The sequence below is a fragment of the Vibrio sp. J1-1 genome (assembly GCF_021728395.1).
In the GTDB taxonomy this organism is placed as follows: domain Bacteria; phylum Pseudomonadota; class Gammaproteobacteria; order Enterobacterales; family Vibrionaceae; genus Vibrio.
The window spans coordinates 233,114-259,918 of record NZ_JAKKCM010000005.1; the positions used below are offsets into that span (position 1 = coordinate 233,114).

At 46.8% G+C, this 26,805-nt stretch carries 24 protein-coding genes; 9 read left to right on the top strand and 15 right to left on the bottom strand.

All coding sequences use genetic code 11. The features are described from left to right. Positions 1–5 precede the first annotated feature (5 nt). Genes gspL through gspC form a run of 10 tightly spaced genes read right to left on the bottom strand, consistent with a single transcriptional unit; the run spans position 6 to position 10,035 of the window. Entirely contained in the window at positions 6–1,205 is a 1,200-nt protein-coding gene (gene gspL / locus L3V31_RS10420) for a type II secretion system protein GspL (RefSeq protein ID WP_237315984.1), read from the bottom strand. Further along, complete coding sequence (gspK, locus tag L3V31_RS10425) at positions 1,174–2,184, bottom strand: type II secretion system minor pseudopilin GspK (protein WP_237315985.1); 1,011 nt, start codon at positions 2,182–2,184, stop codon at positions 1,174–1,176. The genes gspL and gspK overlap by 32 nt, the downstream gene beginning before the upstream one ends. Further along, positions 2,177–2,842 (bottom strand): type II secretion system minor pseudopilin GspJ, encoded by a 666-nt coding sequence (gene gspJ, locus L3V31_RS10430; protein ID WP_237315986.1) that lies wholly within the window; start codon positions 2,840–2,842, stop codon positions 2,177–2,179. Before gspJ ends, gspK begins: the two co-directional genes overlap by 8 nt. Beyond that, a complete protein-coding gene (gspI, locus tag L3V31_RS10435) occupies positions 2,829–3,218 on the bottom strand; it encodes a type II secretion system minor pseudopilin GspI (protein WP_237315987.1) in 390 nt (129 codons plus the stop codon). The genes gspJ and gspI overlap by 14 nt, the downstream gene beginning before the upstream one ends. Next, the gene (locus L3V31_RS10440; RefSeq protein WP_237315988.1) at positions 3,205–3,804 is read right to left on the bottom strand and encodes a prepilin-type N-terminal cleavage/methylation domain-containing protein; all 600 of its coding nucleotides are present in this window, start codon (positions 3,802–3,804) and stop codon (positions 3,205–3,207) included. The genes gspI and L3V31_RS10440 overlap by 14 nt, the downstream gene beginning before the upstream one ends. A gap of 32 nt (positions 3,805–3,836) precedes the next feature. Next, on the bottom strand, positions 3,837–4,280 hold the full coding sequence (gspG, locus tag L3V31_RS10445; RefSeq protein ID WP_014230536.1) for a type II secretion system major pseudopilin GspG: 444 nt from the start codon (positions 4,278–4,280) through the stop codon (positions 3,837–3,839). A 60-nt stretch (positions 4,281–4,340) separates the two neighbouring features. Beyond that, the gene (gene gspF, locus L3V31_RS10450; protein WP_237315989.1) at positions 4,341–5,558 is read right to left on the bottom strand and encodes a type II secretion system inner membrane protein GspF; all 1,218 of its coding nucleotides are present in this window, start codon (positions 5,556–5,558) and stop codon (positions 4,341–4,343) included. Beyond that, positions 5,558–7,060, bottom strand: coding sequence for a type II secretion system ATPase GspE (gene gspE, locus L3V31_RS10455; protein WP_237315990.1), 1,503 nt, complete (start codon positions 7,058–7,060; stop codon positions 5,558–5,560). The genes gspF and gspE overlap by 1 nt, the downstream gene beginning before the upstream one ends. Beyond that, positions 7,060–9,081 (bottom strand): type II secretion system secretin GspD, encoded by a 2,022-nt coding sequence (gene gspD / locus L3V31_RS10460; RefSeq protein WP_237315991.1) that lies wholly within the window; start codon positions 9,079–9,081, stop codon positions 7,060–7,062. Before gspD ends, gspE begins: the two co-directional genes overlap by 1 nt. 36 nt (positions 9,082–9,117) lie before the next feature. Then, positions 9,118–10,035, bottom strand: coding sequence for a type II secretion system protein GspC (gspC, locus tag L3V31_RS10465; RefSeq protein WP_237315992.1), 918 nt, complete (start codon positions 10,033–10,035; stop codon positions 9,118–9,120). A 251-nt stretch (positions 10,036–10,286) separates the two neighbouring features. Here gspC and hslR point away from each other — a divergent pair, with 251 nt between their 5' ends. The 4 genes from hslR (at position 10,287) to L3V31_RS10485 (ending at position 15,750) form a co-directional block, all read left to right on the top strand. Continuing rightward, entirely contained in the window at positions 10,287–10,673 is a 387-nt protein-coding gene (hslR, locus tag L3V31_RS10470; protein WP_237315993.1) for a ribosome-associated heat shock protein Hsp15, read from the top strand. A 31-nt stretch (positions 10,674–10,704) separates the two neighbouring features. After that, positions 10,705–11,580, top strand: a complete 876-nt coding sequence (gene hslO, locus L3V31_RS10475; RefSeq protein ID WP_237315994.1) for an Hsp33 family molecular chaperone HslO — start codon at positions 10,705–10,707, stop codon at positions 11,578–11,580. A 336-nt stretch (positions 11,581–11,916) separates the two neighbouring features. Next, the gene (gene pckA, locus L3V31_RS10480; protein WP_237315995.1) at positions 11,917–13,545 is read left to right on the top strand and encodes a phosphoenolpyruvate carboxykinase (ATP); all 1,629 of its coding nucleotides are present in this window, start codon (positions 11,917–11,919) and stop codon (positions 13,543–13,545) included. Positions 13,546–13,689: 144 nt separating this feature from the next. Further along, on the top strand, positions 13,690–15,750 hold the full coding sequence (locus L3V31_RS10485; RefSeq protein ID WP_237315996.1) for an AsmA family protein: 2,061 nt from the start codon (positions 13,690–13,692) through the stop codon (positions 15,748–15,750). Here L3V31_RS10485 and L3V31_RS10490 read toward each other — a convergent pair. The 3 genes from L3V31_RS10490 to L3V31_RS10500 all read right to left on the bottom strand — a co-directional run bounded on the left by L3V31_RS10490 (position 15,736) and on the right by L3V31_RS10500 (position 18,110). Beyond that, positions 15,736–16,653: a bifunctional GNAT family N-acetyltransferase/hotdog fold thioesterase gene (locus L3V31_RS10490; RefSeq protein ID WP_237315997.1), complete on the bottom strand. Its 918-nt coding sequence runs from the start codon at positions 16,651–16,653 to the stop codon at positions 15,736–15,738. The two genes, L3V31_RS10485 and L3V31_RS10490, sit on opposite strands and share 15 nt — an antisense overlap. Before the next feature lie 106 nt (positions 16,654–16,759). Then, on the bottom strand, positions 16,760–17,194 hold the full coding sequence (gene dtd / locus L3V31_RS10495; RefSeq protein ID WP_237315998.1) for a D-aminoacyl-tRNA deacylase: 435 nt from the start codon (positions 17,192–17,194) through the stop codon (positions 16,760–16,762). After that, on the bottom strand, positions 17,166–18,110 hold the full coding sequence (locus L3V31_RS10500) for a virulence factor BrkB family protein (protein ID WP_237315999.1): 945 nt from the start codon (positions 18,108–18,110) through the stop codon (positions 17,166–17,168). The genes dtd and L3V31_RS10500 overlap by 29 nt, the downstream gene beginning before the upstream one ends. Positions 18,111–18,145: 35 nt before the next feature. Between L3V31_RS10500 and L3V31_RS10505 the strand changes: the two genes are divergently transcribed. After that, the gene (locus L3V31_RS10505; protein WP_237316000.1) at positions 18,146–18,787 is read left to right on the top strand and encodes a DUF2959 domain-containing protein; all 642 of its coding nucleotides are present in this window, start codon (positions 18,146–18,148) and stop codon (positions 18,785–18,787) included. Positions 18,788–18,824: 37 nt separating this feature from the next. Here the strand turns inward: L3V31_RS10505 and L3V31_RS10510 are convergent, their stop codons facing one another. Both L3V31_RS10510 and typA read right to left on the bottom strand, forming a co-directional pair. Continuing rightward, positions 18,825–19,367, bottom strand: coding sequence for an AAA family ATPase (locus L3V31_RS10510; protein ID WP_237316001.1), 543 nt, complete (start codon positions 19,365–19,367; stop codon positions 18,825–18,827). Positions 19,368–19,446: 79 nt separating this feature from the next. Then, positions 19,447–21,276: a translational GTPase TypA gene (typA, locus tag L3V31_RS10515; protein WP_237316002.1), complete on the bottom strand. Its 1,830-nt coding sequence runs from the start codon at positions 21,274–21,276 to the stop codon at positions 19,447–19,449. A 537-nt stretch (positions 21,277–21,813) separates the two neighbouring features. Between typA and glnA the strand changes: the two genes are divergently transcribed. The 4 genes from glnA (at position 21,814) to glnG (ending at position 26,646) form a co-directional block, all read left to right on the top strand. Continuing rightward, entirely contained in the window at positions 21,814–23,223 is a 1,410-nt protein-coding gene (gene glnA, locus L3V31_RS10520) for a glutamate--ammonia ligase (protein WP_237316003.1), read from the top strand. 201 nt (positions 23,224–23,424) lie between these two features. Next, the gene (locus L3V31_RS10525) at positions 23,425–24,009 is read left to right on the top strand and encodes a DUF4124 domain-containing protein (RefSeq protein WP_237316004.1); all 585 of its coding nucleotides are present in this window, start codon (positions 23,425–23,427) and stop codon (positions 24,007–24,009) included. Between the two features lie 130 nt (positions 24,010–24,139). Further along, positions 24,140–25,186: a nitrogen regulation protein NR(II) gene (gene glnL, locus L3V31_RS10530; protein ID WP_346014850.1), complete on the top strand. Its 1,047-nt coding sequence runs from the start codon at positions 24,140–24,142 to the stop codon at positions 25,184–25,186. Positions 25,187–25,242: 56 nt separating this feature from the next. Continuing rightward, a complete protein-coding gene (gene glnG / locus L3V31_RS10535) occupies positions 25,243–26,646 on the top strand; it encodes a nitrogen regulation protein NR(I) (protein WP_237316005.1) in 1,404 nt (467 codons plus the stop codon). The last annotated feature ends 159 nt before the right edge of the window (positions 26,647–26,805 follow it).

Here is a 26,805-nt window from a genome sequence, read left to right on the forward strand (position 1 = left end):
CCACCTCACAAACGTTTCAATACAAAACTGCCCATCACAACTTTATCGTTGCGATTAAGCTGGCCTTGCTCGACATTAAACCTTTCAGCAAGCTTGACTCGAGCCTGCTCAAAAGGCTGAAAATCCGAGCTGCGAGCGTGAATTCTTACTTCTCCACGCTGGCCATCATATTTGAAGCTGGTAATTTCCAAATCATCAACCTGACTCAGCGCAGAAGGAAGTGCAGCCAGCCAAACCAACATCGCTTCATCACCAGAACCACCAGACAAGCGACGCTCTTCATCCGTCATTTGGCGTTTAAGGTAACTGACGGTCGGAATGCGATTTTTACCTGGGAAAATCTGGCGAAAAATGCGTTCACTTTCTTCGCGGTACGCCTGAGCCTGAGCTTCATACTTATGTACCATTAGCAACTGCTGAGCGACCATGACCACGAGCAAAACGCCCGCAGCGATGGCGGCTTTTTGCCATATTTTCCAGTATTTACCCCAAGAGGATTTCGGCTTAAATGTTCCGGTTAGTAAGTTGGTTTTGCTTTCAGCCACACCTCTGGCTAACAACGCCATCGTCATTTCTTCTGGCTGAGGAACCCATACTTCACTGACGGCAGACTCTGGAACTGAACTGTAACAGTCGAGCTTCCAACCTTCATGGCTTTGCAAATAAGATGAGAGATAAAGGTCTAGCCATGAATCATCTACCACCGCACCTTCGGTTTGTGAATGGCGAATCAGCCACTGATCACCCATCAGTGCAGCGCTGCTATTCTCACTCTCTGGTAATGCCAAAACATCTGGCAAAATACGCTTAATTGTCATTCCCTGGCTCAAGAAGCGCTGCAGTACGGTTTGGACCCACATTCGCTCAACCGCACACACGTGCGCTTTACCCGATTGCTTGCTTAATACCGTGAAGTGAAGACTGTCGACATCTTGTGCCACTTCGTCTTCTACCAGATACGGCAGCATGGTGTCGAACTGACGTTCTGCGCCTGCGGGGATATCCACTTGAGTGAGCACGACATCGTTACTTGCCAGTAAAGCAAACACCGGACGCTGGTTAGCGTAAGACACTAACTCATCCAAATGTTCCCACCCGGCGATTTCGCCGCTGGCAATCACTTCCTGCTGCTCTGTCGACCACACCACCCAAGGAATGGTACTTTGTTGTTCGCTACTCAGCCGAACGGTCAGAAACTCGCTCACTGATCCCTCCAAAACGACGGCGTACTACCGTCACTGTATCTCTGTTTGTACTTTGCAAAAGGCTGCGGATACGTACGCGTGAATCATCCACCAGCACTTGTGCATCTAATTCGAAGAAAGCGCTATCAACGCCTAAATAAGCTTTGGCTTCCTTCGTGATATTTTCGTTTAAGCCAGCTAATTCTGACTCGGCTAAAAACGCTTCAATATTGTCCCAACCATCGAATGGGCGCTTTTCTATCAACTGTACCGCATCACTGTTGCTCAAACCGGGTGAGAACATCGCGACTAAAATTGGCGCTTGTTCAGCTTCAATAGTATTCACGTTCAGACGCCAGTCATCGCTTGGCAGTGCACAGACTAACGGCGCTATTTTTTGATAGAACTCGCCACTCACCTGATAGACTGAACGTAACTCGGTTTTATCCGCCATCCAGCTATTTGGCGGTAAATAAGCAGGACTCATCGCTTCGTAAGTACTGTCTTCAACTCCTGTCGTCGAGCGAACCACAGAGTCGCTGTCTACGTACTCCCAAGTCGAGTCTGCAATCACTTCGGCTTGATACGGGTCCACTTCCGACTCTTCCAGTAAGCGTTGCAGGACCTGCACCAAGTAAGGTCTGGCGGTTTGCTGGCTGGTCGACTGAACACGGCTCAACACGTTGAGGTTAAAGCACGCTTGCTTATCTACAATCCGTCCGGTCGCCTGACCGTAATCAAGTGGATAAACCTGATCTTTTATCGCCCACGGCTGGCTCAGGTTAATGGTGTCGGTATCCTCATAGCTTTGTTCAATACCCACTTTTGCCAGTGCTTCGACGCCTAAACTATACCAATAAGCCTGTTGGAAATTGATTTGGTTACCACCACGCTGAAACTGAGCAAATAGACGCTCAGACATGCTTGCTGCTACCGTCGTCATTATCGCCAGCAACATCAGGACGATGAGTAGAGCGACACCACGCTGACTTTTAGCCATTGTCACTCCCCTCTGACTCACCCAGTTTGCCGTCTGGTGTAAGATAAGTGCGCGTGATTTTGCCATAGTCCTTCAGCGTCAGAACCACCGATACGGCTTTAGGCAATGAATCATTACTGTCCCAATCACTCTTCCACTGATTACCATCATAAAAGCGAATGTCGAATGCTTCGACTTGCGTCAGTAGTGGCGTAACAATCCCTTCCTGCCCAACAGGTGTATCTGGATAGCGCCACCAGATGCGTTGTAGTGTCTCGCCTTTAAGACGATAGCCTACTTTCGTTACCTCACCGCGAGGAAACTGCTGTTGCGGGTTGTGCCAACCCAAGCGCGCAAACATCACCCCTTTGGCATCAGAGTCCAGTAAGTAATCTGACCAAAAGATGAGCTGACTTGCCGCCTCCTCTCCATCGGTACGAGTGCGACGCAAGGCCATCTGACGAAAGTCATTGTCCATCATCACCATCGTGCGTTGCAGCTCATTCAAACGTGCTGTACGTTCTTGAGAAATCAGGTTGCTGCGCTGTATCTGCGATACCACCTGATAGGCAGCAACACTTAAGCTGGCAAAGATCGCAATCGACACTAACACTTCGATAAGTGTAAAACCTTTTTGCTTGTGCTGCTTAGCCACGTTGTGCCCTCTACTGCGCCACATAGCTTCGTACCGTCACAACCGGGCTTGCGTCTTTCGCTGTCGCGACGCTTACATCAAATGCTTTCAGCAATGGCTGCGTGGTAGCAACTGGCGCAACTTTCCAGTACCACGTGCGTCCAGCCAGTTCCTCAGTGCCATTTTTCGCTTTGAGCTCACTGGTGTCTAACATCACATTAGCCATTTGATTATCCACAACCATTGCTGCAAACATTTTTTCTTCTAAGTAGCCAACCGTATTGATGTGTTGGCTCACAGAGCGAATCACACTAATCGCCGCTGTAGCAAAAATCGCCAGCGCAACAAGCACCTCCAGTAAGGTCATGCCTCTGCTTCGGTGCCCCGTTAAGTTCAGGTGAGTTCGCTTAAAATTGCGCATTCTCATCCTCTTCTACTTCTTCGCCCGGTGCTAACAGCAAAATCTGACCGGACTCTTTACCCACAACACGCCAGCCATCATTCAATGCATCGCCATTTTTTGGGAAAAAAGACAATATAAACGGCGTCAGTTCAGCACTGGAAAACACAAACACTTGTGGTGGTTTACTCTTTTCCTCTTTTTCCTGCTCGGCAAACATATCTTCATCAAACAGGGAGCCCGGCTCAAACAGGCGATCATCGTCATCCCAGGCACCACCACCTAACTCCAATTGCAACGCGATGTCTTCGTCTAACGTGGTGTCACTGGGTATCTGGCGCATGTCTAATGGTTGCCAGCCCTCTTCGCCAAGGCTCAGTAATGCGTAGGTCGATTTTACGTCGTCAACTCGAACACCAAAATCTTTGCCACTCAATACTGCCTCTTCATTGAGCAGCAGTAAGCGCTGAAAAAAGCTTTGTGCGTATTGTTTTGAAAGGTCTTTCTGACTGGTAGGCAATGTGGTGACTACCGCTAACGCGGTCAGAGATAATAAAACCAGCACCAATAGAATTTCTATTAATGTAAACGCTTGATGTTTTCGCATTTGCTTCCTTGGCGCTGGTTTAACGATCACGGTTATTGGAAATCTTGCATATTCCAGTTGCCGATATCCGCAGCTGGACCTTCGCCACCTTCTTGACCATCCGCACCCAAGGTAAAGATATCAATCGTGCCATTGTCACCAGGGCTTAGGTATTGGTATTCATAGCCCCAAGGGTCATTTGGAAGACGCTTAATGTAGCCACCATCACGGTAGTTACGTGGCTCAGGGTTTGACGGCTTATTCACCAACGCATCCAATCCCTGATCGGTTGTTGGATAAACGTTGTTATCTAGCTTGTACATATCCAAGGCGTTTTCTAACGCCACAATATCTGTGATCGCTTTTTGTTGGTCTGCCTTTTCTTTGTTGCCAAGTAAGTTTGGTACAACAAAACTAGCCAAAATACCTAAAATTACGACCACCACCATCACTTCTAACAGTGTGAAACCGCGTTGTTTACTGCGCTTAAAGTTCATTTTTTTCTCCGAAAGTTAGAGTAAAGGAATGCCCTTAGTAGACATTCCTTTACTCGAATATTATCCGCTCATTAAGTTATTCATTTCTAGCATTGGCATCAAGGTCGCCATAACAATGAACAGCACAAGGCCAGCCATTAGCGCTATCAATACAGGGGTGAAGATACCTAATGCAATGTTGACGGTTGATTCAAAGTTCTGGTCTTGGTTATCCGCGGCACGAGTAAGCATGCTTTCCAGCTCGCCACTCTGCTCACCACTGGCAATCATGTGTAACATCATTGGTGGGAATAAACGGGTTTGCTCAAGCGCCCGACGTAAGCTTGACCCTTCACGTACATTGTCCGCAGCCACCAGCACCTGTTGCTTCACGTAGCGGTTCGACATGACGTCCACCGCAACACGCATCCCGTCAAGAATCGGGATAGCGCTAGAGGTACAAATTGACAGTGTACGAGCGAATCTCGCTGTGTTGATACCTTTAGAAATCTTACCTAATAACGGCAAGTTAAGAATTTTTTTATCCCAGGCAAGTCGAAAGTCTGGCTTTTGCAACGCAAGCTTCAGACCGTAGAAAAACACAACTAAAACAACAAAGATAATCAACCCCCACTCCTGAACAAACTCACTGGCTGCCAGAAGAACTTGGGTTGATTGAGGCAGTTCTTGTCCCATCTGAATAATAGGATCGATGATTTTCGGCACGACTGTCGCCAGCAAGAAAGAGACGATAGCAACCGCGAAGACGACCAAAACCACAGGGTAAATCATGGCTTGCAGCAATTTAGAACGCATTTTTTGACGGTTTTCTACGTAATCCGCCAGACGCTCCAATACCGCATCTAAATGTCCCGACTTTTCTCCCGCAGCAACCATCGAGCGAAACAGCTCATCAAACACATGAGGGTAATCCGCCAAGCTATCCGCCAGAGCGTAACCTTCGGTCACTTTAGAGCGAACCGCAGCCATCATGGTTCGAATACGAGGTTTATCCGCTTGCTCAGAAACCGCTCGTAAACATTCTTCAAGTGGCATGCCCGACTGCACCAATGTCGAAAGCTGGCGTGTAATCAAGGCTAACTCAGCGGTCTTAATGCCACGCTTAAAACTGAATGAACCTGAAGATTTGGTCGCTTTTTCCTTCGCTTCCATCACTTCAATTGGGATCATTCCCTGCTCTTTAAGACGTTGGCGCACCTGACGTGCATTATCGCCTTCTATGGTGCCTTTCTTTTTTTTCCCTTTGGCATCTAGCGCTTTGTACTCAAATGCCGCCATTACGCTTCCTTCGTCACACGCATCACTTCTTCAAGTGACGTAATACCACGACGTACTTTGCTAAGCCCATCACTACGGATACATGGTGTATGCGCGCGAACCGATTTCTCGATTTCCAGTTCTCCGGCTTCTTTATGAATCAGCTCTTGAACTTCCTCATCGACCAGTACTAACTCGTGAATACCAGTACGACCACGGTAGCCTTTTTGGTTACATAGATCGCAACCTTTCGCCCGATGCAAAACCAACGATTCAGTTTCACCCATCCCAAACAGCTTTTTCTGTTCACTATCGGCTTCATAAGGCTGCTTACAACTAGGACACAGCGTACGGACCAGACGCTGGGCCAATACGCCTAATAGCGAAGAAGAGATCAGGAACGGTTCAATCCCCATATCGCGCAGACGAGTAATCGCCCCCACCGCGGTGTTGGTGTGAAGCGTCGACATCACTAAGTGACCAGTCAAAGACGCTTGCACGGCAATTTGTGCTGTCTCCAGGTCACGTATCTCACCGACCATCACCACATCTGGATCCTGACGCAATATTGCACGTAGGCCGCGGGCAAATGTCATGTCGACTTTAGTGTTGACCTGCGTTTGACCAATACCATCGATATCAAATTCGATCGGGTCTTCTACCGTCAGAATGTTACGTTCGTTACTGTTGATTTCTTGCAAACCAGCATACAAGGTCGTTGACTTGCCTGAACCAGTCGGACCGGTAACCAAGATAATGCCGTGTGGGCGCTGGATAAGATGACGAAAATTATCATGCACCGAGGAATTCATACCCAAGCTGTGCAGATCAAGACGCGTGGCGTTTTTGTCCAGTAGACGCATCACCACACGCTCACCGTGCGAAGACGGCATGGTCGAAACACGCACATCAACGGCGCGACCACCGATACGCAAGGAAATACGGCCATCCTGAGGAACACGTTTTTCTGCAATATCCAGTTTGGCCATGACTTTGACACGGGAAACCAGAAGGGGTGATAGCTTGCGGCTTGGCGTCAGAACTTCTCGCAACACACCATCAACACGGAAGCGAATCGAGAGTTTTTTCTCGAACGTTTCGATATGAATATCTGAGGCACCTTCTTTGATAGCCTCACCGAGCATAGCGTTGATTAACTTGATGATAGGCGCATCGTCTTCGGTCTCTAACAAGTCTTCATCATGCGGTAACTCTTCTGCAAGAGAGAAAAAATCATCACTGTCTGCACCGATATCTTCCATCAACTGACGAGCTTCAGAGGAATCTCGCTGGTACGCTTCGGTCAGCTTCTTATCGAACGCTTCCTGATCGATAGGCTGAGGCACGAAGCTCTGCTTAATCACACGACGGACTTCAACCAAAGCCGCTGGGTTAAGCGGCTCGACATAATAGAGAATTGGCGGGCGCTCAGGATGTTCAGTCTCCAGCACCAGTTTAAAGCGATTGGCAAAACTGAATGGCAGACGACGCATGCTTGGCGCAGTGTCTAACATATCTACCATTAGTTCATACTCATCTGATCAAGAAAGGCCTGGATCTCAGCTGGATGTTCACGCTCATGTCCAAATTCAGGCATCAGTGGGATCTTATCATCCGACATCAGCTTCAAACCTTGCTCCGCTTTGTACAGTTGTTCTGCACGAATAAAGTTGTACTTACGCTGGGTAATACCGTCCGCCGTCATTCCATCACGGATAATCGTTGGCTTGATAAATACCATCAGGTTGCGTTTTTGCGTTTCCGTATTGGTAGATTTGAACAAATGACCTAGAACTGGAATATCACCCAGTAGAGGAACTTTGGCTTCACTTTCCAGTGCTCGCTCATCAACCAAACCACCCAGTACGAGCATCTGACCATCTTGAACCATTACTGACGTATTTAACTGACGCTTGGCAAAGCGAACGTCCACCGCACCATTGGCGCCTAAAACGTTCGACACTTCTTGTTCAATATTCAGCTGAACAGAGTCACCTTCGTTAATTTGTGGCACCACTTTCAGCTTGATGCCAACTTCTTTACGGTCAACGGTCTGGAATGGGTTGTCGTTGTTTGAGCCAGCAGTCGAGCCAGTAATGACTGGCACCTCTTCACCAACAATAAATGACGCTTCACCGTTATCCATCACCGTTATGCTCGGAGATGACAGGATGTTAGAGTTTGAATCCGTCGCCACCGCGTTGATAAGCGCTGTCCAATCCCCCATAACGATACTCATTGCTGCGCCGTTCACACCACTCAGCGCAGCCGCCAGTGTTGAGAAGTCGCCTTCTTCGGTGAACTCACGCGACTGCCAGCTATTTGAATCAGTGTCCCAGTAACTCTCTGTCCGTGTAGTATCTTCCGCTTCTTCCAGACCAATCATGACTTCGCCGATTTGCGCACCGGAACCGTACTGAATAACAGCTCCCGTCTCTAGCGAGCCCCATTGAACGCCAAGGTTAATACCATCACCTTCCGACATCTCAACAATCAACGCTTCAATCAATACCTGTGCTCGGCGAATATCAAGCTGGGCGATAACATCTTGTAAAGCCATCATGATATCTGGCGGCGCAGTCAATACGAGAGCATTGGTTGCTGCGTGAGCCGCGATAACCACTTCGCCTCGCTGCGTACTTGTTCTCTGTCCCTGACCCGCTTGTTTTTCTGCTTGCAGGTTGTCAGATACACCTTTTAGTACGTCGACTAAATCTTCGGCTTTGGCGTTTTTAAGGTAAACGACTCGGTTATTACCTTTGGTCGCCATCTCTACATCAAGTTGACGGATTAAGCGTTTAAGACGAGCACGTACTTTAGGGTCACCCGAGATAAGAATCGCATTGGTGCGATCATCAGCCACGATCTTAGGCTCTAGGAATTCTGGCGTGCTTTTCTGGTTGGTGCTTTTGTTTAATGCTTCAACAATACGCACCATCTCTGCTGCAGAGGCGTTACGTAGCTCTACCAGCTCAATGTCTTTGTCACCAGCTTGGTCAACACGTTTAATGATTTCTGCCAAACGATTGACCACCGCCGCACGCCCCGTAATCAAGATGATGTTGGCCGGATCATAGTGAACCACGTTACCAGCACCTGCATTGTCGATAAGCTGACGCAACAATGGAGATAATTCACGTACCGACACATTACGTACAGCAACAACTCGGGTGATAACACTGTCGCCTTGCGCGCTACTATCACCTAAAACTGGGATTGCAGAAGTCTTCGAGTCTTTCGCTTTAATCACTTTCAGCACGCCATTGTCCATCTCTACAACTGCGTAGCCGTATACTTCAAGTACGTTGAGGAAAAAGCTGTAGTATTGCTCTTCATTCAGCACGTCATAACTACGGACGTCGATTTTTCCGCGTACCGATGGGTCAACAATGATGGTCTTTTCTAAGTTGCGACCAACGATGTTAATAAATTCCTGAATATCGGTGCCTTTAAAGCTGGCACTAAATTCATTTGCTATCGCACCCGGGGCACAGAGTAGGCTCCCGGCCAATAACCAAGCACTTTTGCTTAACCAATGTTTCACGTATTTCTCCCTGCACTTACGCTGATAGCCTAAGTATTACAATTGGATATAGATTTCGTACTGCTGGCCTTCACGTTCAACAGTCAGATTCAGCTCTTGCGGATCGTTCATGATTCGCATCAATTCAGCTGAAGAAGAAGGATCACTCAAGTCGATCCCATTAAGTTGTACCGCAATATCACCAGACTCTAAGCCCACATCATTAAATAATGCAGCGTCCCGACCCGGAGCAACTCGGTAACCCACAATGTCATCACCATTCTTCACGGGTGAAATGCTGATGTATTTGAAAACACTTTTCGGATCTTGAGCGATTTCCTCGCGGATTTGCTCCAATTTGTCACCAACGCCAGACTCCTGCTGGACAGCCTGCGCTCGTCTGAACTGTGGCGATTCAGATAACTTGTTGTATTCAATCCCCTGCATCATCAGAGTTTCGTCACGGCCTTGGTTTTCTATGATGACACGATCCACCAATACGGCTTTCAGTGTCGCACGTGTGCCTTCGATTTCTTCACCAATACCATACGTTGATTGTTTACCTCGATTGGCAATCACCGCTAAGCTGGTTTGCAGCTGATTACTGGCAACAGCGCCCACGAGAGTTAAGTTTAGACGAGTTTTAGGGGCATCTTTGACAATAGGTTGTTCGATGATGACAGGTTTTTGTTCAGAGTATTGGCCGAATAAGTGAGCATTTTGGAGGGCATTGAAATCAATCGCGTCTTTATTATTGCCAGCAATAACGTTACCAGTTGAAGGCCGCCATGGGGTAATATCAGCCGTTTGTGGGATCGCTAACCACACTATCTTTCCGAGCAGCCACCCGGCTAGCGCGATAAATAAACAAGTAAACAGCAAACTAAGCTTGGTTTGAATCGCGTAGTTATTGGATTTCATCTGAGCCAGTAGCGGGCTACCTGATAATCCAGCACTCAGCTCTATTCGCTTCACTAAATTGATTCCTTTCTTTCGATGTAGGTCGAACTGGCTATTAAAAAAACATCGACTCTATCTTTCTAAAATTACAGTAAAATTACTAATAAACAAATAGCAGTAAACTATATCATAACGAATATGGCATACCTTTTTCTTCTTCAGTTTTTGCCAACTCCCTTGAAAAAAATAGACCTTGGCTCCATCTTCAGGTGAATAATCCATCACTCATTGCTGTAAATGGCAGTGGTTAGATAGCGTAGTGTTCTATGAGTTCCCTTAATGAAGCCGTGAGGCTAGACAAATGGCTTTGGGCCGCAAGATTTTATAAAACCCGCTCCGTCGCACGTAACATGGTCGATGGCGGCAAAGTCCACTATAATGGCCAACGAAGCAAACCGAGTAAAATCGTTGAAGTGGGCGCCGAAATTAGACTTCGTCAAGGCAATGAAGAGAAAACGGTGATCATCGAGAAAATCTCCGATCAGCGTAAAGGCGCACCAATCGCACAGACCCTGTATCGCGAAACTAATGAAAGTATAGCGAAACGTGAGGAACACGCGACACAACGTAAACTTAATGCCCATAACCCAAGTCCGGAACGCCGCCCAGATAAGAAGCAGCGCCGAGACATCATTAAGTTCAAACACCAGTAAAAAGCCGGAATACCAACGAGGAAATCACTCCATGGCAAATAATGTTTTAAACCGCTACCTATTTGAAGACCTTTCAGTTCGTGGCGAGTTGGTACAATTGGATGAAGCGTACCAGCGTATTATCTCCAGCAAGGAATATCCGGCAGCGGTACAAAAACTGTTAGGCGAGCTACTCGTCTCAACCACACTATTAACCGCAACGCTTAAATTCGAAGGCTCAATCACTATTCAGCTACAAGGTGACGGTCCGGTTTCTCTTGCTGTTATCAATGGTGACCACAAACAAAGAATTCGTGGTGTTGCCCGCTGGGAAGGCGATATTGCCGATGACGCTAGCCTTCACGATATGATGGGTAAAGGTCATATGGTTATCACTATCGAACCTAAAGTAGGCGAGCGTTACCAAGGCGTAGTTGGTTTAGAAGGTGATAACCTGGCAGAAGTTTTGGAAGGCTACTTTGCCAACTCTGAGCAGCTAAAAACGCGTCTTTGGATTCGCACAGGAGAATTCGAAGGTAAACCGCATGCTGCAGGTATGCTGATTCAGGTGATGCCTGATGGTACTGGCTCTCCTGATGATTTTGAACATCTGGAGCAACTGACTGACACAGTAAAAGAGGAAGAACTGTTCGGTTTAGAAGCCAATGAGCTACTTTACCGCCTGTACAACCAAGATAAAGTACGTCTTTACGAACCTCAACCAGTTTCATTCCAGTGCGGTTGTTCTCGTGAACGCAGTGGTGCAGCGATCGTCACTGTTGAGAAAGCGGAAATTTATGACATTTTAGCCGAGGTTGGATCAGTTTCGTTACATTGTGATTACTGTGGCACAACTTATAGCTTCGATGAAGCTGAGGTTACTGCGCTCTACGAACAAGCTTCAACGGACAAAAAAACGCTGCATTAATTTTCATAGCTTACCAAGCACGTAATTCCCCCTTCAAAAGGCCAGCTCAATGCTGGCCTTTTTGTGACCCAAGCCCCGTAAAGCCTAGCTTTTAACGTAATAAAATAACCTCTTAATTTTAAGTAATTAATAATCGTTTTCCCCTAGCGTAAAGGTTTGCGCGCACGATAAACTATTCCAACCAATATGTGACGGGTCGCCTAAAACCCCAGCAAAATCATGGATAAATTTTGAACTACATCCCTGTTTTCTCCCAGTCCCGTTGCTAGCATGGTGAGCAGATAAAAATTAAAACATTCTTACAAAATCCCTACAAAATCCTTATAAGGAGCACCTATGACCGTTATGGAACATACAAAGGCTGCAACACTTGATCTAACCAGACATGGACTGCACAACGTAAAAGAGGTTCTGCGCAACCCAAGCTACGAAGTGCTGTTTGAAGAAGAAACGCGTGAAGAACTGACCGGTTATGAACGCGGTGTGGTTACTGAATTGGGTGCGGTTGCCGTTGACACAGGCATCTTTACTGGTCGCTCACCAAAAGATAAATACATCGTGAAAGATGCAACGACAGAAGAAAACATGTGGTGGACTTCTGATGCAGTCAAAAATGACAATAAGCCAATCAACCAAGAAGTTTGGAATGAACTAAAAGAATTAGTAACGAACCAACTTTCTGGCAAACGCCTGTTTGTGATTGACGGTTACTGTGGTGCAAACCCTGATACACGCTTAAGCATTCGTGTGATCACGGAAGTGGCATGGCAAGCGCACTTCGTGAAAAACATGTTCATCCGCCCAACAGAAGAAGAGCTGGCAACATTTGAACCAGACTTCGTTGTTATGAACGGCGCGAAATGTACTAACCCGAAATGGGAAGAGCAAGGCCTTAACTCTGAAAACTTCACTGTATTCAACTTAACTGAACGTACCCAGCTTATCGGCGGTACATGGTACGGCGGTGAAATGAAGAAAGGCATGTTCGCAATGATGAACTACTTCCTTCCTCTGAAAGACATCGCATCTATGCACTGTAGTGCGAACATGGGTGAAGATGGTGATGTTGCAATCTTCTTTGGCCTATCTGGTACAGGTAAAACGACGCTTTCAACTGACCCTAAACGTGCTTTAATTGGTGATGATGAGCACGGTTGGGATGACGACGGCGTATTTAACTTCGAAGGTGGCTGTTACGCGAAAACCATCAAACTATCGAAAGAAGCTGAGCCTGATATCTACAACGCGATCCGTCGCGATGCACTGTTGGAAAACGTAACAGTACGTAACGATGGCTCTATCGACTTTGATGATGGCTCTAAGACAGAGAACACGCGTGTCTCTTACCCGCTTTACCACATTGAAAACATCGTTAAGCCAGTGTCGAAAGGCGGTCATGCGAATAAAGTGATCTTCCTATCTGCTGACGCGTTTGGTGTGCTTCCTCCTGTATCGAAACTGACCCCAGAACAAACTAAGTACCACTTCCTGTCTGGCTTTACTGCCAAACTAGCAGGTACAGAGCGCGGTATCACTGAGCCGACTCCAACCTTCTCTGCATGTTTTGGCGCTGCGTTCCTAACGCTTCACCCAACTAAGTACGCAGAAGTACTGGTTAAACGTATGGAAGCAGCAGGTGCAGAAGCTTATCTGGTTAACACTGGCTGGAATGGTAGCGGTAAACGTATCTCTATTCAGGATACACGCGGCATCATTGATGCGATCCTAGATGGCTCAATTGAAGATGCACCAACGAAGCAAATCCCAATCTTCAACCTTGAAGTTCCAACTTCACTACCAGGTGTCGAACCTAGCATTCTTGATCCACGTGATACTTACGTTGATCCGCTGCAATGGGAAAGCAAAGCGAAAGATCTAGCAGAACGCTTTATCAATAACTTTGATAAATACACAGATAACGCAGAAGGTAAATCTCTGGTTGCTGCAGGTCCTCAGCTTGACTAAGGTTGTGCTAAAACCCGGTCGAGAGTGACTTGGTTACCAAAATATCCTACAAGCCCCTCTTTTGAGGGGCTTTTTATTGAATCCCACCCAAGATTGATACAAGCTAAAGCTAACTTCCATACTTTTACGCAGGTTCTGGCAAGGATGAAAACAGCGCTTCGAATTCTAATTCTGTTACTTGTATTACTGATTGCGATCCCAGCAACCGTTATTGCGCTGCTTACCACTTCCTACGCTAACCAAACCTGGACCTTTATTTCAGAGCATCTGAACTTGCCTATTCAGGCAGAAAAAGTGTACTACGACTTCCCTTATCACTTCACCGCGCAAGGTATTCGTACTAAAAGCGAGCATATTTCCAATATTGAGCAAATCGATATGTGGCTGAACCCAGATGTGCACCGCGATGGTAAGTGGATTGTCGATAGCTTACTTATCAATGGTGTGAGCTTGCAAAAAGGACTCCCGGACTTACCCAACCTAGAGTCTGTCCAGTTTCTCCAAGTAGCGATTAAAAATCTCGATTACGCAAACAACCAGTTAGTGATCAATGGGCTAAATGTTCAAATACAATCACCTGACTGGCATAACAGCCAGTATGTAGTGCCTTATGGTGAAATCCAGCTCTCCGCAGCGCAAATCTACTGGAATGGTGAGGCTTTCGATAATGTCTTGCTTGATATGGATTATCGGCCAGCAAACAGCACACTCTACGGCACGTCGTTTAAATGGCGAGGCAGTCTGGTTTCTGGTCAGGGTGAGCAATATCCTCAAGGCTGGTCTTTGGTCAATGTCACTATCGACAAGCTGAAAATAGACAATGCCCAGCTGCAATCTCTGCTCGCTAAGCCATGGAATGCCATACCATTCCAAATCAACCACATTAATAGTCTCGACCTGTTAAACGCTGACATTGAATGGGGAGACTGGCATTGGCAAAATCTGGAACTTTCTCTAGAGGATGCTTCAATTCCGTTATCACTTTGGCAGGCACAAGCTCAGGTCTCCTTGCAAGCAGACAGTGTTCGCTTTCAGGAACAGACCGCAATAGAGCCACGTTTAAGTGCGGCAATGACGCCTGGTCAAATTGAGCTGAAAGAACTTTACTTAGACTGGCAACAAGGTCGTGTCCAGATTTCAGGTCTGTTCCAGCCAGCTCAATGGCAACTAGCAAAAGCCTCAATTCACGGCTTGAAATGGGCAATGCAGCCTGGCGAAAGCTCAGACTGGTGGCAAGCGGCAACTAAAGATCTAAACGAAGTGACGATAAACCAGCTCGACATCGAACACAGCCAAATCATACAAATATCACGACAGCCCTATTGGCAGGTTTCAGGTCTGAATTTGGAAGGTCGTCAACTTGATCTCAAACGCTTAGGGAAACACTGGGCTGTGTGGGACGGTAATCTGGACGTCAGCGTCGTAAACGCCAGTTATGATCAGGTGATGACATCTCATGCCGCACTTTCAACTCAAAGCGACAATGGTCTTTGGCAATTGACTCGTTTATTTGCGCCATTAGAACAAGGCTATATCGAAGGTTACGGGCAGATTGATGTCAGCGCCACCAGCCAACCATGGACGCTGAACGTAAATGCAGATGGCATTCCTTTGCGATTGTTCCACTCATATCTACCTGACGTTTTAGCTTTAGAAGGCTTGTCCGATCTCAATCTTGAGCTCCAAGGCCTGGCTGGTGATCGCAATATGCTGGCGTACAGCTTAACCGGAGATGTCGAAGCCAGCTTCCGTGACACGACCCTGCGCGCTCAAACTGACCAGTCACTTAACTCCATCACACTCTCTCCTATCCGTGTCCAAGCAAAACGTGGTGAGATATCCATTCAACCAGTCACCATTTCTGGTAGGGTGATTAAAGGCAAAATCACTGGTGCGTTTGATCTGGCCAACAACCCATTAAGTGGGCTTGAGTACCAGCTTGAAGAGCAGTGTGGCGTCATTTCCGGCGATCTTTTCAGCCATGAGCCCACGAAAAATGACTGTAAAAAGCCCGTAGAAAGCCAGGGGCTAGAGTCAGGTAAAGACATCCAGCAACCAGAGTTAACGGCAGAAAAAGCACAACCCACAGCTCCTATTGCGGAAATTAATATCGAGCTGCAGGAAGAAGAGCTTGTTGAAGAGATAGTCGAAGAAGATGAACCAACACTAAATGCTGCTGCCGACGAAGCGCTAACAGCTGAGTAATTTAGAATAATTAGGTATCAGCATGTAAGTCCCGACAAAATCTACCGCTGGCGTGTCACCACTATAAATCACCACATGAATTACGATACGTGCTTTGCGCCCCGACTTCAGCCGATCCAAGTCACCACTGATGCCATCCAGTGATGTAGTGGCGACAGGGTTTTGCTCAACGGGTTGGCGATAACGAATTGAACTGTCTGCGAGAACAATATCACCATGCAGACCGCGCTCTTTAAGTAGTAGCCAAGTCATTCCCCACCCTGTTAATGTCGCCAACGTAAAAGCAGAGCCAGCAAACATCGTATTGTGAGGATTCAGGTTAGGGTTAAGCTGGGCGCAACATTCAAATTGATAACCCGTGTATTGATTAATCTTAATCCCCATTTTGTCACTAATTGGGATTTGCTCTTCCCATCGCTTCTGGAGCTCCGTACACCACTCAGGACGACGCAAAACATTAGCCATCGGATCGAGAGGTTTCACCATTTGCTGGTGACGAACTGGGCCTCGCTCATCAGTCAGCTCACCACGACGCTCAAAACCACTTTTCTCATAGAACGCAATCGCATCTTCACGGGCATTACATACCAAGCGTTTCGCACCTTCTTGGCGCGCTAGTGACTCCAGTGCCACTAACACTAATGAACCCATACCTTTACCACGGCGATTACTTTTTACCGCCATGTAGCGAATCTGGCCGTCATTGTCTGGGGTAATATATAAACGCCCAATCGCCATTGGTCGGCCGCGACCGTCCACAATCATCCGGTGGTGACTCATGCCATCGTATTCATCACGTTCCGACCCGATCGGCATTTGCCACGGCTCACGTAACATCTGCCAGCGGAACTGATAATACTTGTTAAGCTGGTTTTCGGTTTTTGGAGTAATGAGTTTGAACATATCAATCCCTTGAAAATACAAAACAAATAAATGTCAGAGAAGCAACGCTAAGGCAATTCCATTCACTTGGAGTTAAAGCTTAGACCATGAAGATTGCGTTACCAGATTAGACCTGCAACCAGAAAGTCACAGGGCCGTCATTAATTAATGACACTTTCATATCGGCAGCGAAGCGGCCACGCTGAGTAGGCAGAACCTGTTCGCATAAGTCTGAAAAGTAATCATACAGACGTTCTGCATCCGCTGGGTGTGCACCGCGCGAAAAACCGGCGCGAGTCCCTTTTTTAGTATCGGCTGGAAGAGTAAATTGAGAAACCACTAACACCTTACCTTCCACCTGTTTGACGTTGAGGTTCATTTTCCCTTCCTCGTCTTCAAACACGCGGTAAGTGGTCACACGCTCCATCAAACGCTTAGCTTTAGCTTCGTCATCGTCCTTCTCTACACCAAGCAGAACCAGCAGACCCTGATCGATTTCACCAACTACTTCACCGTCCACACGAACGGCGGCTTCACTGACTCGTTGAATTAGAGCTATCACTACGCTCGTTTCCTTTATTTGTTAACTGAGATTCTGCGACGGAGTGTATCATGTCTAGGTCTTCACTCCAGTGCTCTCGCTCACCCATCGCCGCAGTCACTTCCGCTCCTAACAGGACAATCATCCAGCACAAGTACACCCAAACAAACAGAATAGGAATCGCGGCCAACGCGCCATAAATAAGCTGATACGATGGAAACTGAGTAATATACAAAGCGAAGCCTTTTTTACTCAACTCAAATAAAACCGCTGCCAGCGCTGCACCCACAGCCCCATGGCTCAGGTGTACTTTTTTGTTTGGCACTAAGATGTACAGGCCTAAAAAAGCGAAGAAAGACAACAACAAAGGCAACCAACGCAAAAACAGGTTAAACGCACCCGATAAGGTTTCGTGCTCCAGAATCTGAAGTGATGTCACATAAGACGTAGCGGCAATACTGGCGCCGACCATAATTGGCCCGAGCGTTAATACCATCCAGTACATTGAGAAAGAAAAGACGAAGCGACGTTTATCTTTTACTCGCCATATGTAGTTGAGGTTCTTATCAATATTAGAGATCAGCATCAGTGCCGCGACAAATAAAAATCCACCGCCAACCGCACTCATTTTTCCGGTATTGGACACAAACTCTTGCAGAGCCGTATTTACCGCCTCTCCAGACGCGGGCACAAAATTCTCGATGAGATACCCTTGCAACACATCACCAACATTCGCAAATACCGGGAATTTCGATAATATTGATAGCAATACTGTTAGCATCGGCACGATGGACAACAGGGTGATATAGGCAAGGTAGCCGGCGTTCACATTCACACGATCGTGCGTCAAACGATTAAGAAGATACTTAAAGAAAGCGACGCAACTTGGCAATAGATTGCTCAATCTCGCCTTGTAACTCTCTGATAACTGGTTCATAGTTCATCTCATAATTAGCATCTGGGACATAAAAAATGCCTTACTTATTAGCAATTGTACTATCAATTTTTACTTTAACAGGGTGTCAGTCTGCATATTATTCAGCAATGGAACAAGTGGGATACCATAAACGCGACATCATGGTCGATCGTGTTGAAGACGCCAAAGAATCTCAACAAGACGCTCAGGAAGAGTTTACCAGTGCGCTTGAAGCCCTATCTGGTCTGACCAACTTTGATGGTGGTGAGCTGGAAGATGTTTACAACAACATAAACGACAAATATGAAGACAGTGAGAAAGCGGCGCAAGATGTCCGCGATCGTATCGCCGCTATAGAAGATGTATCAGATGCGCTCTTTGACGAATGGCAAGACGAACTCGACCTATATACCAGTGCAAAACTGCGTCGTTCAAGTGAACAAAAATTACGTGACACCAAGGCATCTTACAAAACGATGCTCAGTGCGATGAAGCGCGCCGAACAAAAGATGACGCCAGTGCTTAATACCTTACGCGACAACACCTTATATTTAAAACATAACTTAAATGCGAGCGCAATTGGCTCTCTACAAGGTGAGTTCTCGAATCTAGAGCAAGACATTCAATATGCCATCAAACAGATGAATGCAGCGATAGCGGAATCAGACAAATTCCTGCAAAAGCTCAACCAAAAATAAAGTATTCGCACTCAATACCTCTCCATGTGGAGAGGTATTAGATTGCTTCCTGACTGACTAAACTGGTCACCCTTTGAACAAACCTTACTCTTTCCTCTATCGTTCCCCATGGCACTTCTACCACCTCATAACCAAGCTCAGCGTAGGTAGTAACTAGGGTTTGATGGATTGCCAGTGCCTCTTCAAAACTGTGGGGACGCACCTCATCTTGCACATAGATCGAGGCCTCAGGTTGACAAGTCAGCACCTGACTATGGTACCCAGCACTTTCATGCATAAAGACCGGAGCAACATTGCAACCGCCAATCCGCAGATAAGCAATGATGTCTGGAATCGCGCGATCAACAAACGCCACTTCGTGACTCTGCGCCTGTTGTTTCTGCTCGCTCATGAGCTCAAGGCACAACCTGGCAAACTCAGGTAAGTTGTTCCAAGGTAAGATACCGCCTTCCAGCTGGCTTTGCTGCTCTATTAAGGTGCGAGAGCCTTCGGCAAAGGTCGCATAGCCCTGCTGACCCAGTGCGTTCAGCAATGTCGTTTTACCAGCGCCTGGCCCACCTGTAATCACTATCGGCTTCATTACCATTCTTCCCTCTCCGGATACAAAAAACCCCGAGCATAACCCGGGGCTTCCTATTAATTGAATCCGTTACAACAGATTATTTCGCTGAACGTGAAGCACGCTTACGATCGCTTTCCGTTAGGAACTTCTTACGGATACGGATGCTTTCAGGCGTTACTTCTACTAGCTCGTCGTCATCGATGAATTCTAGTGCTTGCTCAAGAGTCATCTTGATTGGCGGAGTAAGAACCTGTGCGTCATCAGTACCAGAAGCACGAACGTTAGTTAGCTGCTTACCTTTCAGTGCGTTTACTGTCAGGTCGTTGTCACGGCTGTGAATACCGATAACCATGCCTTCGTAAACTTCTACACCGTGACCGATGAATAGGCGGCCACGCTCTTGAAGGTTAAACAGCGCGTTTGTTAGCGCTTTACCCATCGCGTTTGCGATTAGTACACCATTCACACGTTGACCAATGTTACCGCCTTTGTGAGGGCCGTAGTGATCAAATGTATGGTAAAGAAGACCAGAACCTGAAGTCAGCGTCATGAATTCCGTTTGGAAACCGATCAGACCACGAGAAGGCATAACGAAGTCCATACGTACACGGCCTTTACCATCTGGAGACATGTCTTTCAGCTCACCTTTACGTAGGCCGATGTTCTCCATGATGCCGCCTTGGTGCTCTTCCATCACGTCGATAGTTACCGTCTCGAACGGTTCCATCAACTGACCATCTTCTTCTTTGATGATTACTTCTGGACGAGATACCGCTAGCTCAAAGCCTTCACGACGCATATTTTCGATCAGGATAGACAGGTGAAGTTCACCACGGCCTGATACGCGGAATTTGTCTGGATCGTCAGTTTGCTCTACGCGTAGTGCAACGTTGTGTACCAGTTCCTTCTCTAGACGCTCAAGGATGTTACGTGAAGTTACGAACTTACCTTCTTTACCCGCGAATGGAGACGTGTTTACCTGGAACGTCATCGTTACTGTTGGTTCATCAACAGAAAGTGCAGGTAACGCTTCTACCGCGTTTTGAGCACAGATAGTGTCAGAGATTTTTAGCTCGCCAAGACCAGTGATTGCGATGATATCACCCGCGTTAGCTTGCTCAATGTCGTGACGCTCTAGGCCAAGGTAGCCCATTACTGTGCCAACTTTACCGTTGCGAGTTTTACCGTCTGCACCGATAACTGTTACTTGTTGGTTTGGCTTAACGCTACCACGAGTTACACGAGCAACACCGATAACACCAACGTAAGAACTGTAGTCTAGCTGAGAAACTTGCATCTGTAGTGGACCGTCTAGGTCAACTTCTGGTGCTGCTACTTCTTCAACGATAGTTTGGAATAGTGCTTCCATGTCTTCGCCAGTTTCGCCTTCTTCTAGAGAAGCCCAACCGTTAAGAGCTGAAGCGTAAACTACTTTAAAATCTAGCTGTTCGTCAGTTGCACCTAGGTTATCGAATAGATCGAACACTTGGTCCATAACCCAGTCAGGACGAGCGCCCGGGCGGTCAATCTTGTTGATAACAACGATTGGCTTAAGACCATGCGCAAACGCTTTTTGCGTTACGAAACGAGTTTGCGGCATTGGACCATCAACAGCATCAACGATAAGTAGTACAGAGTCTACCATCGACATGATACGTTCAACTTCACCACCGAAGTCCGCGTGTCCCGGAGTATCTACGATGTTGATGCGGTAATCGTTCCAGTTAATTGCTGTGTTTTTAGCAAGAATGGTAATACCGCGCTCTTTCTCGATGTCGTTCGAGTCCATGACTCGCTCTTCAGCTTCACCGCGAGACTCAAGCGTGCCTGATTGTTGTAGCAGCTTGTCAACCAGCGTTGTTTTACCGTGGTCAACGTGCGCGATAATCGCGATATTTCTTAATTTATCAATCTGTGGAGTAGCCATGGATATTGATTCACTTAGATAGATGAAATGCCACCACGCTAAGAACGGGTGCTCTCTGGCGACATTTGCTGATTAAAAAAACGGCCATAATGTACCAGATTTTAGCAAAAAACCTAGAAATATGTGATCTACTCCCGAGCATTTCTGCGATTTATACGCTTAATGCACGCTTTCGTCTTCTAAGCGGTGCCGTGAAGTGAACTTTCTTTGCTTCAACGTTCAATACAAATTGACTATTGCTTAAAAAATGGGCTGAATAAGCGATGTGGCTGTCACATCGTGGTGCAATAAAAATAAATTGCACCACTAACGTGCAGGCAAGGATCATATTGGTGCAACAATTTGCACCAAACTAGTATCCAAAAACACAATTCATTGAAATTAATGGAATATTTTTTTTGGCACGGTTCTAGCTTTAGAAAAAACAGCATCGGTTAATGAAAGTTTTGTTTGATTAATCAATGCCGAATTTCACATTTAAAGAATAGTTCCTAAATCGAGCTTTTACCGCTTATTTAACACTGGAGGTTATCCAAGATGTCAGTAGAAAACGTTTTATCGCTGATCCAAGAAAACGAAGTTAAGTTTGTTGACCTACGCTTCACAGATACAAAAGGTAAAGAGCAGCACATTTCGATTCCTGCTCACCAAATCGACGCAGACTTCTTCGAAGAAGGTAAAATGTTCGATGGTTCATCAGTTGCTGGCTGGAAAGGTATCAACGAATCAGACATGGTAATGATGCCAGACGCTGCCTCTGCAGTTCTTGACCCGTTCACCGAAGATGCAACGCTAAACGTGCGTTGTGATATCCTAGAGCCTGCGACTATGCAAGGTTACGACCGTGACCCACGCTCTATCGCAAAACGCGCTGAAGACTACATGCGTGCTACTGGTATCGCAGACACTGTTCTTGTAGGTCCAGAGCCAGAGTTCTTCCTATTTGACGACGTTAAATACTCAAACGACATGTCGGGTTCTTTCTTCAAGATCGACGACGTAGAAGCCGCGTGGAACACAGGTTCTGAAATCGAAGGTGGTAACAAAGGTCACCGTCCAGGTATTAAAGGCGGTTACTTCCCAGTAGCACCAGTTGACTCTTCTCAAGACATTCGCTCTGCAATGTGTCTAATCATGGAAGAAATGGGTCTAGTGGTAGAAGCGCACCACCACGAAGTTGCAACTGCGGGTCAGAACGAAATCGCAACTCGTTTCAACACGCTAACAACTAAAGCTGACGAAATCCAAATCTACAAGTACGTTGTACACAACGTTGCGCACGCATTTGGTAAAACAGCGACATTCATGCCTAAACCACTAGTTGGCGACAACGGTTCTGGTATGCACGTTCACCAATCTCTAGCAAAAGACGGTGTTAACCTATTCGCAGGTGACAAGTACGGCGGCCTATCTGAAATGGCACTTTACTACATCGGCGGTATCATCAAGCACGCTCGCGCAATCAACGCATTTGCTAACCCATCAACGAACTCGTACAAGCGTCTTGTACCAGGCTTCGAAGCACCAGTTATGCTAGCTTACTCTGCACGTAACCGTTCTGCTTCTATCCGTATCCCAGTGGTACCAAGCCCGAAAGCGCGTCGTATCGAAGCTCGTTTCCCAGATCCAGCAGCGAACCCATACCTAGCGTTTGCTTCTCTGCTAATGGCTGGTCTTGACGGTATTAAGAACAAGATCCACCCAGGCGAAGCGATGGATAAAGACCTTTACGATCTTCCAGCAGAAGAAGCGGCTGAGATTCCAAAAGTTGCTGAGTCTCTAGAAGTGGCTCTGAATGCACTAAACGAAGATCGTGAGTTCCTAACAGCTGGCGGCGTATTCTCTGATGACTTCATCGATTCTTACATCGCACTTAAGTCAAAAGACGTTGAGCGCATCAACATGGCGACTCACCCGCTTGAGTTCGAACTTTACTACTCTGTATAAGGTTCAGATTCAGACTGTGTAACATGTAAACACAGTAGTAAAATATTAGGCTCGCCTCGCAGGCGGGCCTTTTTTGTATTCGTCAGTCAATAATCGCCGTTTAACATGAGGAGATCATTACAATTCGCTCAGACTCTTTTTATGTAAATCAAGGGACTTAGCAATCTAAACGTGAAAATACCAGTCAAAAGAAGGTGAGCCATGAACGTTCAGCTTATTCCACTCCTATGTGCTCTCAGCAGCGTATTGATTACCCCTGTAATACTTGCACAAGTTGCGTATACCTGGGTTGATAAAGATGGCGTTATTCACTTTAGTGACACGCCTCGTCAGGGTGCAAAGGCCATAGCTCTACCTAACTTGGAAGCCAAAGCGCCAGCTCCTGAAGTCGAAAGTACCGAATCGCTTGCACCACAAGTGAATAAAGCGCTAGACGAAGCACAGGAAACGCCTCAGACTCAACCAGAACAGCCCCTGCCTTTACAACTCACCATGCTCAGTCCGGAACATGATGCAACATTACGCAGCAACCCTGGACGGATTGATATTCAGCTCGAAGCAAACCGTAAGCTCGGTATTGGTGAACAGCTACAACTTCTACTTGATGGTAATCCTTATGGGGCACCACAAACGCACCTAAATTGGCAGTTAAGTGATATTGACAGAGGGACTCACACTCTTTCGGTTCATGCCAAGCGAAGCGGCAAGCTTATTGCATCATCTAGCCCTATAACGGTGCATTTACATAGAGCAAGTATCAAGCCGACCGTAAACGGGGCAAAGTAGAGTTTTTGGTGAAAATTTAGTATCACAATGAAGCTTTTCACTTTTTCTTCTTAGTTTTATTGGCCATACTCAATGTTCTATTGCACCATTATTGTGCGTCGCACGATCTTAACGCAAACAAGGACATAATGTGGATACCAATCTTCCTAGTGCCATTCTCAACAACATGGTTACAGCAACGCTGATTCTCGATGATGGGTTGGCGATCCGTTATGCCAATCCTGCAGCGGAGCTGTTGTTCTCACAAAGTGCTAAACGCATTGTCGAGCAGTCATTGTCTCAGCTTATCCAACATGCCTCGATGGATTTGGCACTGCTCACTCAGCCACTGCAAAGTGGTCAAAGTATCACCGACAGCGATGTCACCTTCATTGTCGATGGAAAGCCTTTGATGCTGGAGGTGACAGTGAGCCCGATAACCAGGGAAAAGCAGCTTATGCTATTGGTCGAAATGCGAAAGATTGACCAGCAACGCCGACTAACGCAAGAGCTCAACCAACACGCACAACAACAAGCAGCCAAGCTTCTTGTGCGTGGTCTGGCGCATGAAATTAAAAATCCATTAGGTGGATTGCGGGGGGCAGCACAGCTATTGGAAAAGATGCTGCCAGATCCATCATTAACGGAATACACCCATATTATTATCGAACAAGCCGATCGTTTGAGAGCCTTGGTCGATCGCCTACTTGGTCCACAAAAACCAGGTAAAAAGACACAAGAAAATCTCCACCAAATCCTGGAAAAAGTCCGCCAATTAGTTGAACTGGAGTCGCAGAAGACCATCACTATCGAGCGAGATTATGACCCAAGCCTGCCTGAGATTTTGATGGATGCAGACCAAATAGAGCAAGCTATGCTGAACATTGTCAGCAACGCAGCACAAATACTGGCACCTCAAGAGCACGGCAAGATCACCATTCGCACCAGAACAGTGCACCAAGCCAATATTCATGGTAAGCGCTGTAAGTTAGCCGCGCGTATTGAGATCACCGATAACGGGCCGGGTATTCAACCAGAATTACAAGACACGTTGTTTTACCCAATGGTCAGTGGCAGAGAAGGCGGTACCGGGCTCGGGCTGTCTATTTCACAGAATCTGATCGACCAGCACAACGGAAAAATCGATGTTGAGAGCTGGCCAGGCCACACCAATTTCACAATTTATTTGCCGATCTGACCAAGCTTAGCGTTTAGCTATGTGTCAGTTTACGGTTTTGCTGCAAGGACTAGTAGATGAGTAAAGGATATGTTTGGGTCGTTGATGACGACAGTTCAATTCGCTGGGTGATGGAAAAGACCCTTTCTTCAGCCAATATTAAGTGCGAAACATACGCTGATGGGGAAAGCGTATTAATGGCATTAGAGCGAGAAGTACCTGATGTTCTAGTTTCAGATATACGAATGCCGGGCATTGATGGCCTTGAGCTTCTCAAACAAGTACAGCGCGACTATCCGGACTTGCCAGTTATCATTATGACAGCTCACTCCGATCTGGACGCAGCCGTTAATGCGTACCAAAAAGGCGCATTCGAATACCTGCCAAAGCCGTTTGATATCGATGAAACCCTGACTTTGGTGGAACGCGCTATCGCTCACAGCCACGAAAATAAACGTGTGCAAATTTCACCAGAAGATATTCCTGCCGAAACGCCAGAAATCATCGGTGAAGCACCTGCGATGCAGGAAGTGTTTCGCGCCATTGGCCGCCTTTCCCGCTCTTCAATTTCAGTGTTGATCAATGGTGAGTCAGGAACCGGTAAGGAGCTTGTCGCGCACGCACTTCATCGTCACAGCCCTCGAGCCAACAAACCGTTCATCGCACTGAACATGGCCGCGATTCCAAAAGATCTGATTGAGTCCGAGCTATTTGGCCATGAAAAGGGCGCTTTTACCGGCGCGAATAATGTTCGTCAAGGCCGATTCGAACAAGCGAATGGCGGCACGCTATTTTTGGATGAAATCGGTGATATGCCGCTGGATATTCAAACTCGCTTGCTACGCGTTCTTGCTGATGGCCAGTTCTATCGTGTTGGTGGTCATTCACCAATCAGTGTCGATGTCCGCATCGTGGCCGCGACTCACCAGAACTTAGAAAGATTGGTTCATGAAGGTGATTTTCGTGAGGACTTGTTCCACCGCTTGAACGTGATTCGAGTACAAATCCCAGCACTTCGTGAGCGTAAGCAAGACATAGAAAAACTGACTCAGCACTTCCTACTGCGCGCCGCAGACGAGCTTGGAGTAGAAACCAAAACGCTGCATCCTTCTACAGTAGAAATTCTCAACCGATTGGACTGGCCGGGCAACGTACGTCAATTAGAGAATATTTGTCGTTGGTTAACCGTTATGGCCAGTGGTAGTGAAGTCTTACCGAACGACTTACCTTCAGAACTGCTGCAAGAAAAGAAAACTATTTCAGACTCTACGCAAGGTAGCTGGCAAGAACAATTGGCGGACTGGGCGCGCCAATCATTAGCAGCAGGAGATAAAGAACTACTTTCTTACGCACTGCCAGAATTTGAACGTATTTTATTGGAAGCCGCGTTAGAACACACTAAAGGTCACAAGCAAGATGCCGCAAAAGTATTAGGCTGGGGACGTAATACACTCACTAGAAAATTAAAAGAGTTGTATTGAGAGCTCGATAAGACAACAGCAACTCGACACATCGCTAAGGGCAAGTGAAAAACAACAGGCTGCGTAAACCTAAGTATGTGTATGAGACCAGCACATTCAACGAGATGACGGCCAACCAGGCGTCATCTCTGGACTGATGTGACCTTTACGCGCTTATCC

Coding starts and splice junctions, on each gene's coding strand:
- gspJ (WP_237315986.1), bottom strand. CDS start 2,842: ATGTGGCGCAGTAGAGGGCACAACGTGGCTAAGCAGCACAAGCAAAAA.
- L3V31_RS10490 (WP_237315997.1), bottom strand. CDS start 16,653: ATGTTCAAACTCATTACTCCAAAAACCGAAAACCAGCTTAACAAGTAT.
- glnG (WP_237316005.1), top strand. CDS start 25,243: ATGAGTAAAGGATATGTTTGGGTCGTTGATGACGACAGTTCAATTCGC.
- gspE (WP_237315990.1), bottom strand. CDS start 7,060: ATGGTAGATATGTTAGACACTGCGCCAAGCATGCGTCGTCTGCCATTC.
- glnA (WP_237316003.1), top strand. CDS start 21,814: ATGTCAGTAGAAAACGTTTTATCGCTGATCCAAGAAAACGAAGTTAAG.
- L3V31_RS10440 (WP_237315988.1), bottom strand. CDS start 3,804: ATGCGAAAACATCAAGCGTTTACATTAATAGAAATTCTATTGGTGCTG.
- L3V31_RS10500 (WP_237315999.1), bottom strand. CDS start 18,110: ATGAACCAGTTATCAGAGAGTTACAAGGCGAGATTGAGCAATCTATTG.
- gspI (WP_237315987.1), bottom strand. CDS start 3,218: ATGCGCAATTTTAAGCGAACTCACCTGAACTTAACGGGGCACCGAAGC.
- L3V31_RS10525 (WP_237316004.1), top strand. CDS start 23,425: ATGAACGTTCAGCTTATTCCACTCCTATGTGCTCTCAGCAGCGTATTG.
- gspF (WP_237315989.1), bottom strand. CDS start 5,558: ATGGCGGCATTTGAGTACAAAGCGCTAGATGCCAAAGGGAAAAAAAAG.
- typA (WP_237316002.1), bottom strand. CDS start 21,276: ATGGCTACTCCACAGATTGATAAATTAAGAAATATCGCGATTATCGCG.
- L3V31_RS10510 (WP_237316001.1), bottom strand. CDS start 19,367: ATGAAGCCGATAGTGATTACAGGTGGGCCAGGCGCTGGTAAAACGACA.
- gspK (WP_237315985.1), bottom strand. CDS start 2,184: ATGGCTAAAAGTCAGCGTGGTGTCGCTCTACTCATCGTCCTGATGTTG.
- L3V31_RS10485 (WP_237315996.1), top strand. CDS start 13,690: ATGAAAACAGCGCTTCGAATTCTAATTCTGTTACTTGTATTACTGATT.
- gspG (WP_014230536.1), bottom strand. CDS start 4,280: ATGAACTTTAAGCGCAGTAAACAACGCGGTTTCACACTGTTAGAAGTG.
- L3V31_RS10505 (WP_237316000.1), top strand. CDS start 18,146: ATGCCTTACTTATTAGCAATTGTACTATCAATTTTTACTTTAACAGGG.
- hslO (WP_237315994.1), top strand. CDS start 10,705: ATGGCAAATAATGTTTTAAACCGCTACCTATTTGAAGACCTTTCAGTT.
- hslR (WP_237315993.1), top strand. CDS start 10,287: ATGAGTTCCCTTAATGAAGCCGTGAGGCTAGACAAATGGCTTTGGGCC.
- pckA (WP_237315995.1), top strand. CDS start 11,917: ATGACCGTTATGGAACATACAAAGGCTGCAACACTTGATCTAACCAGA.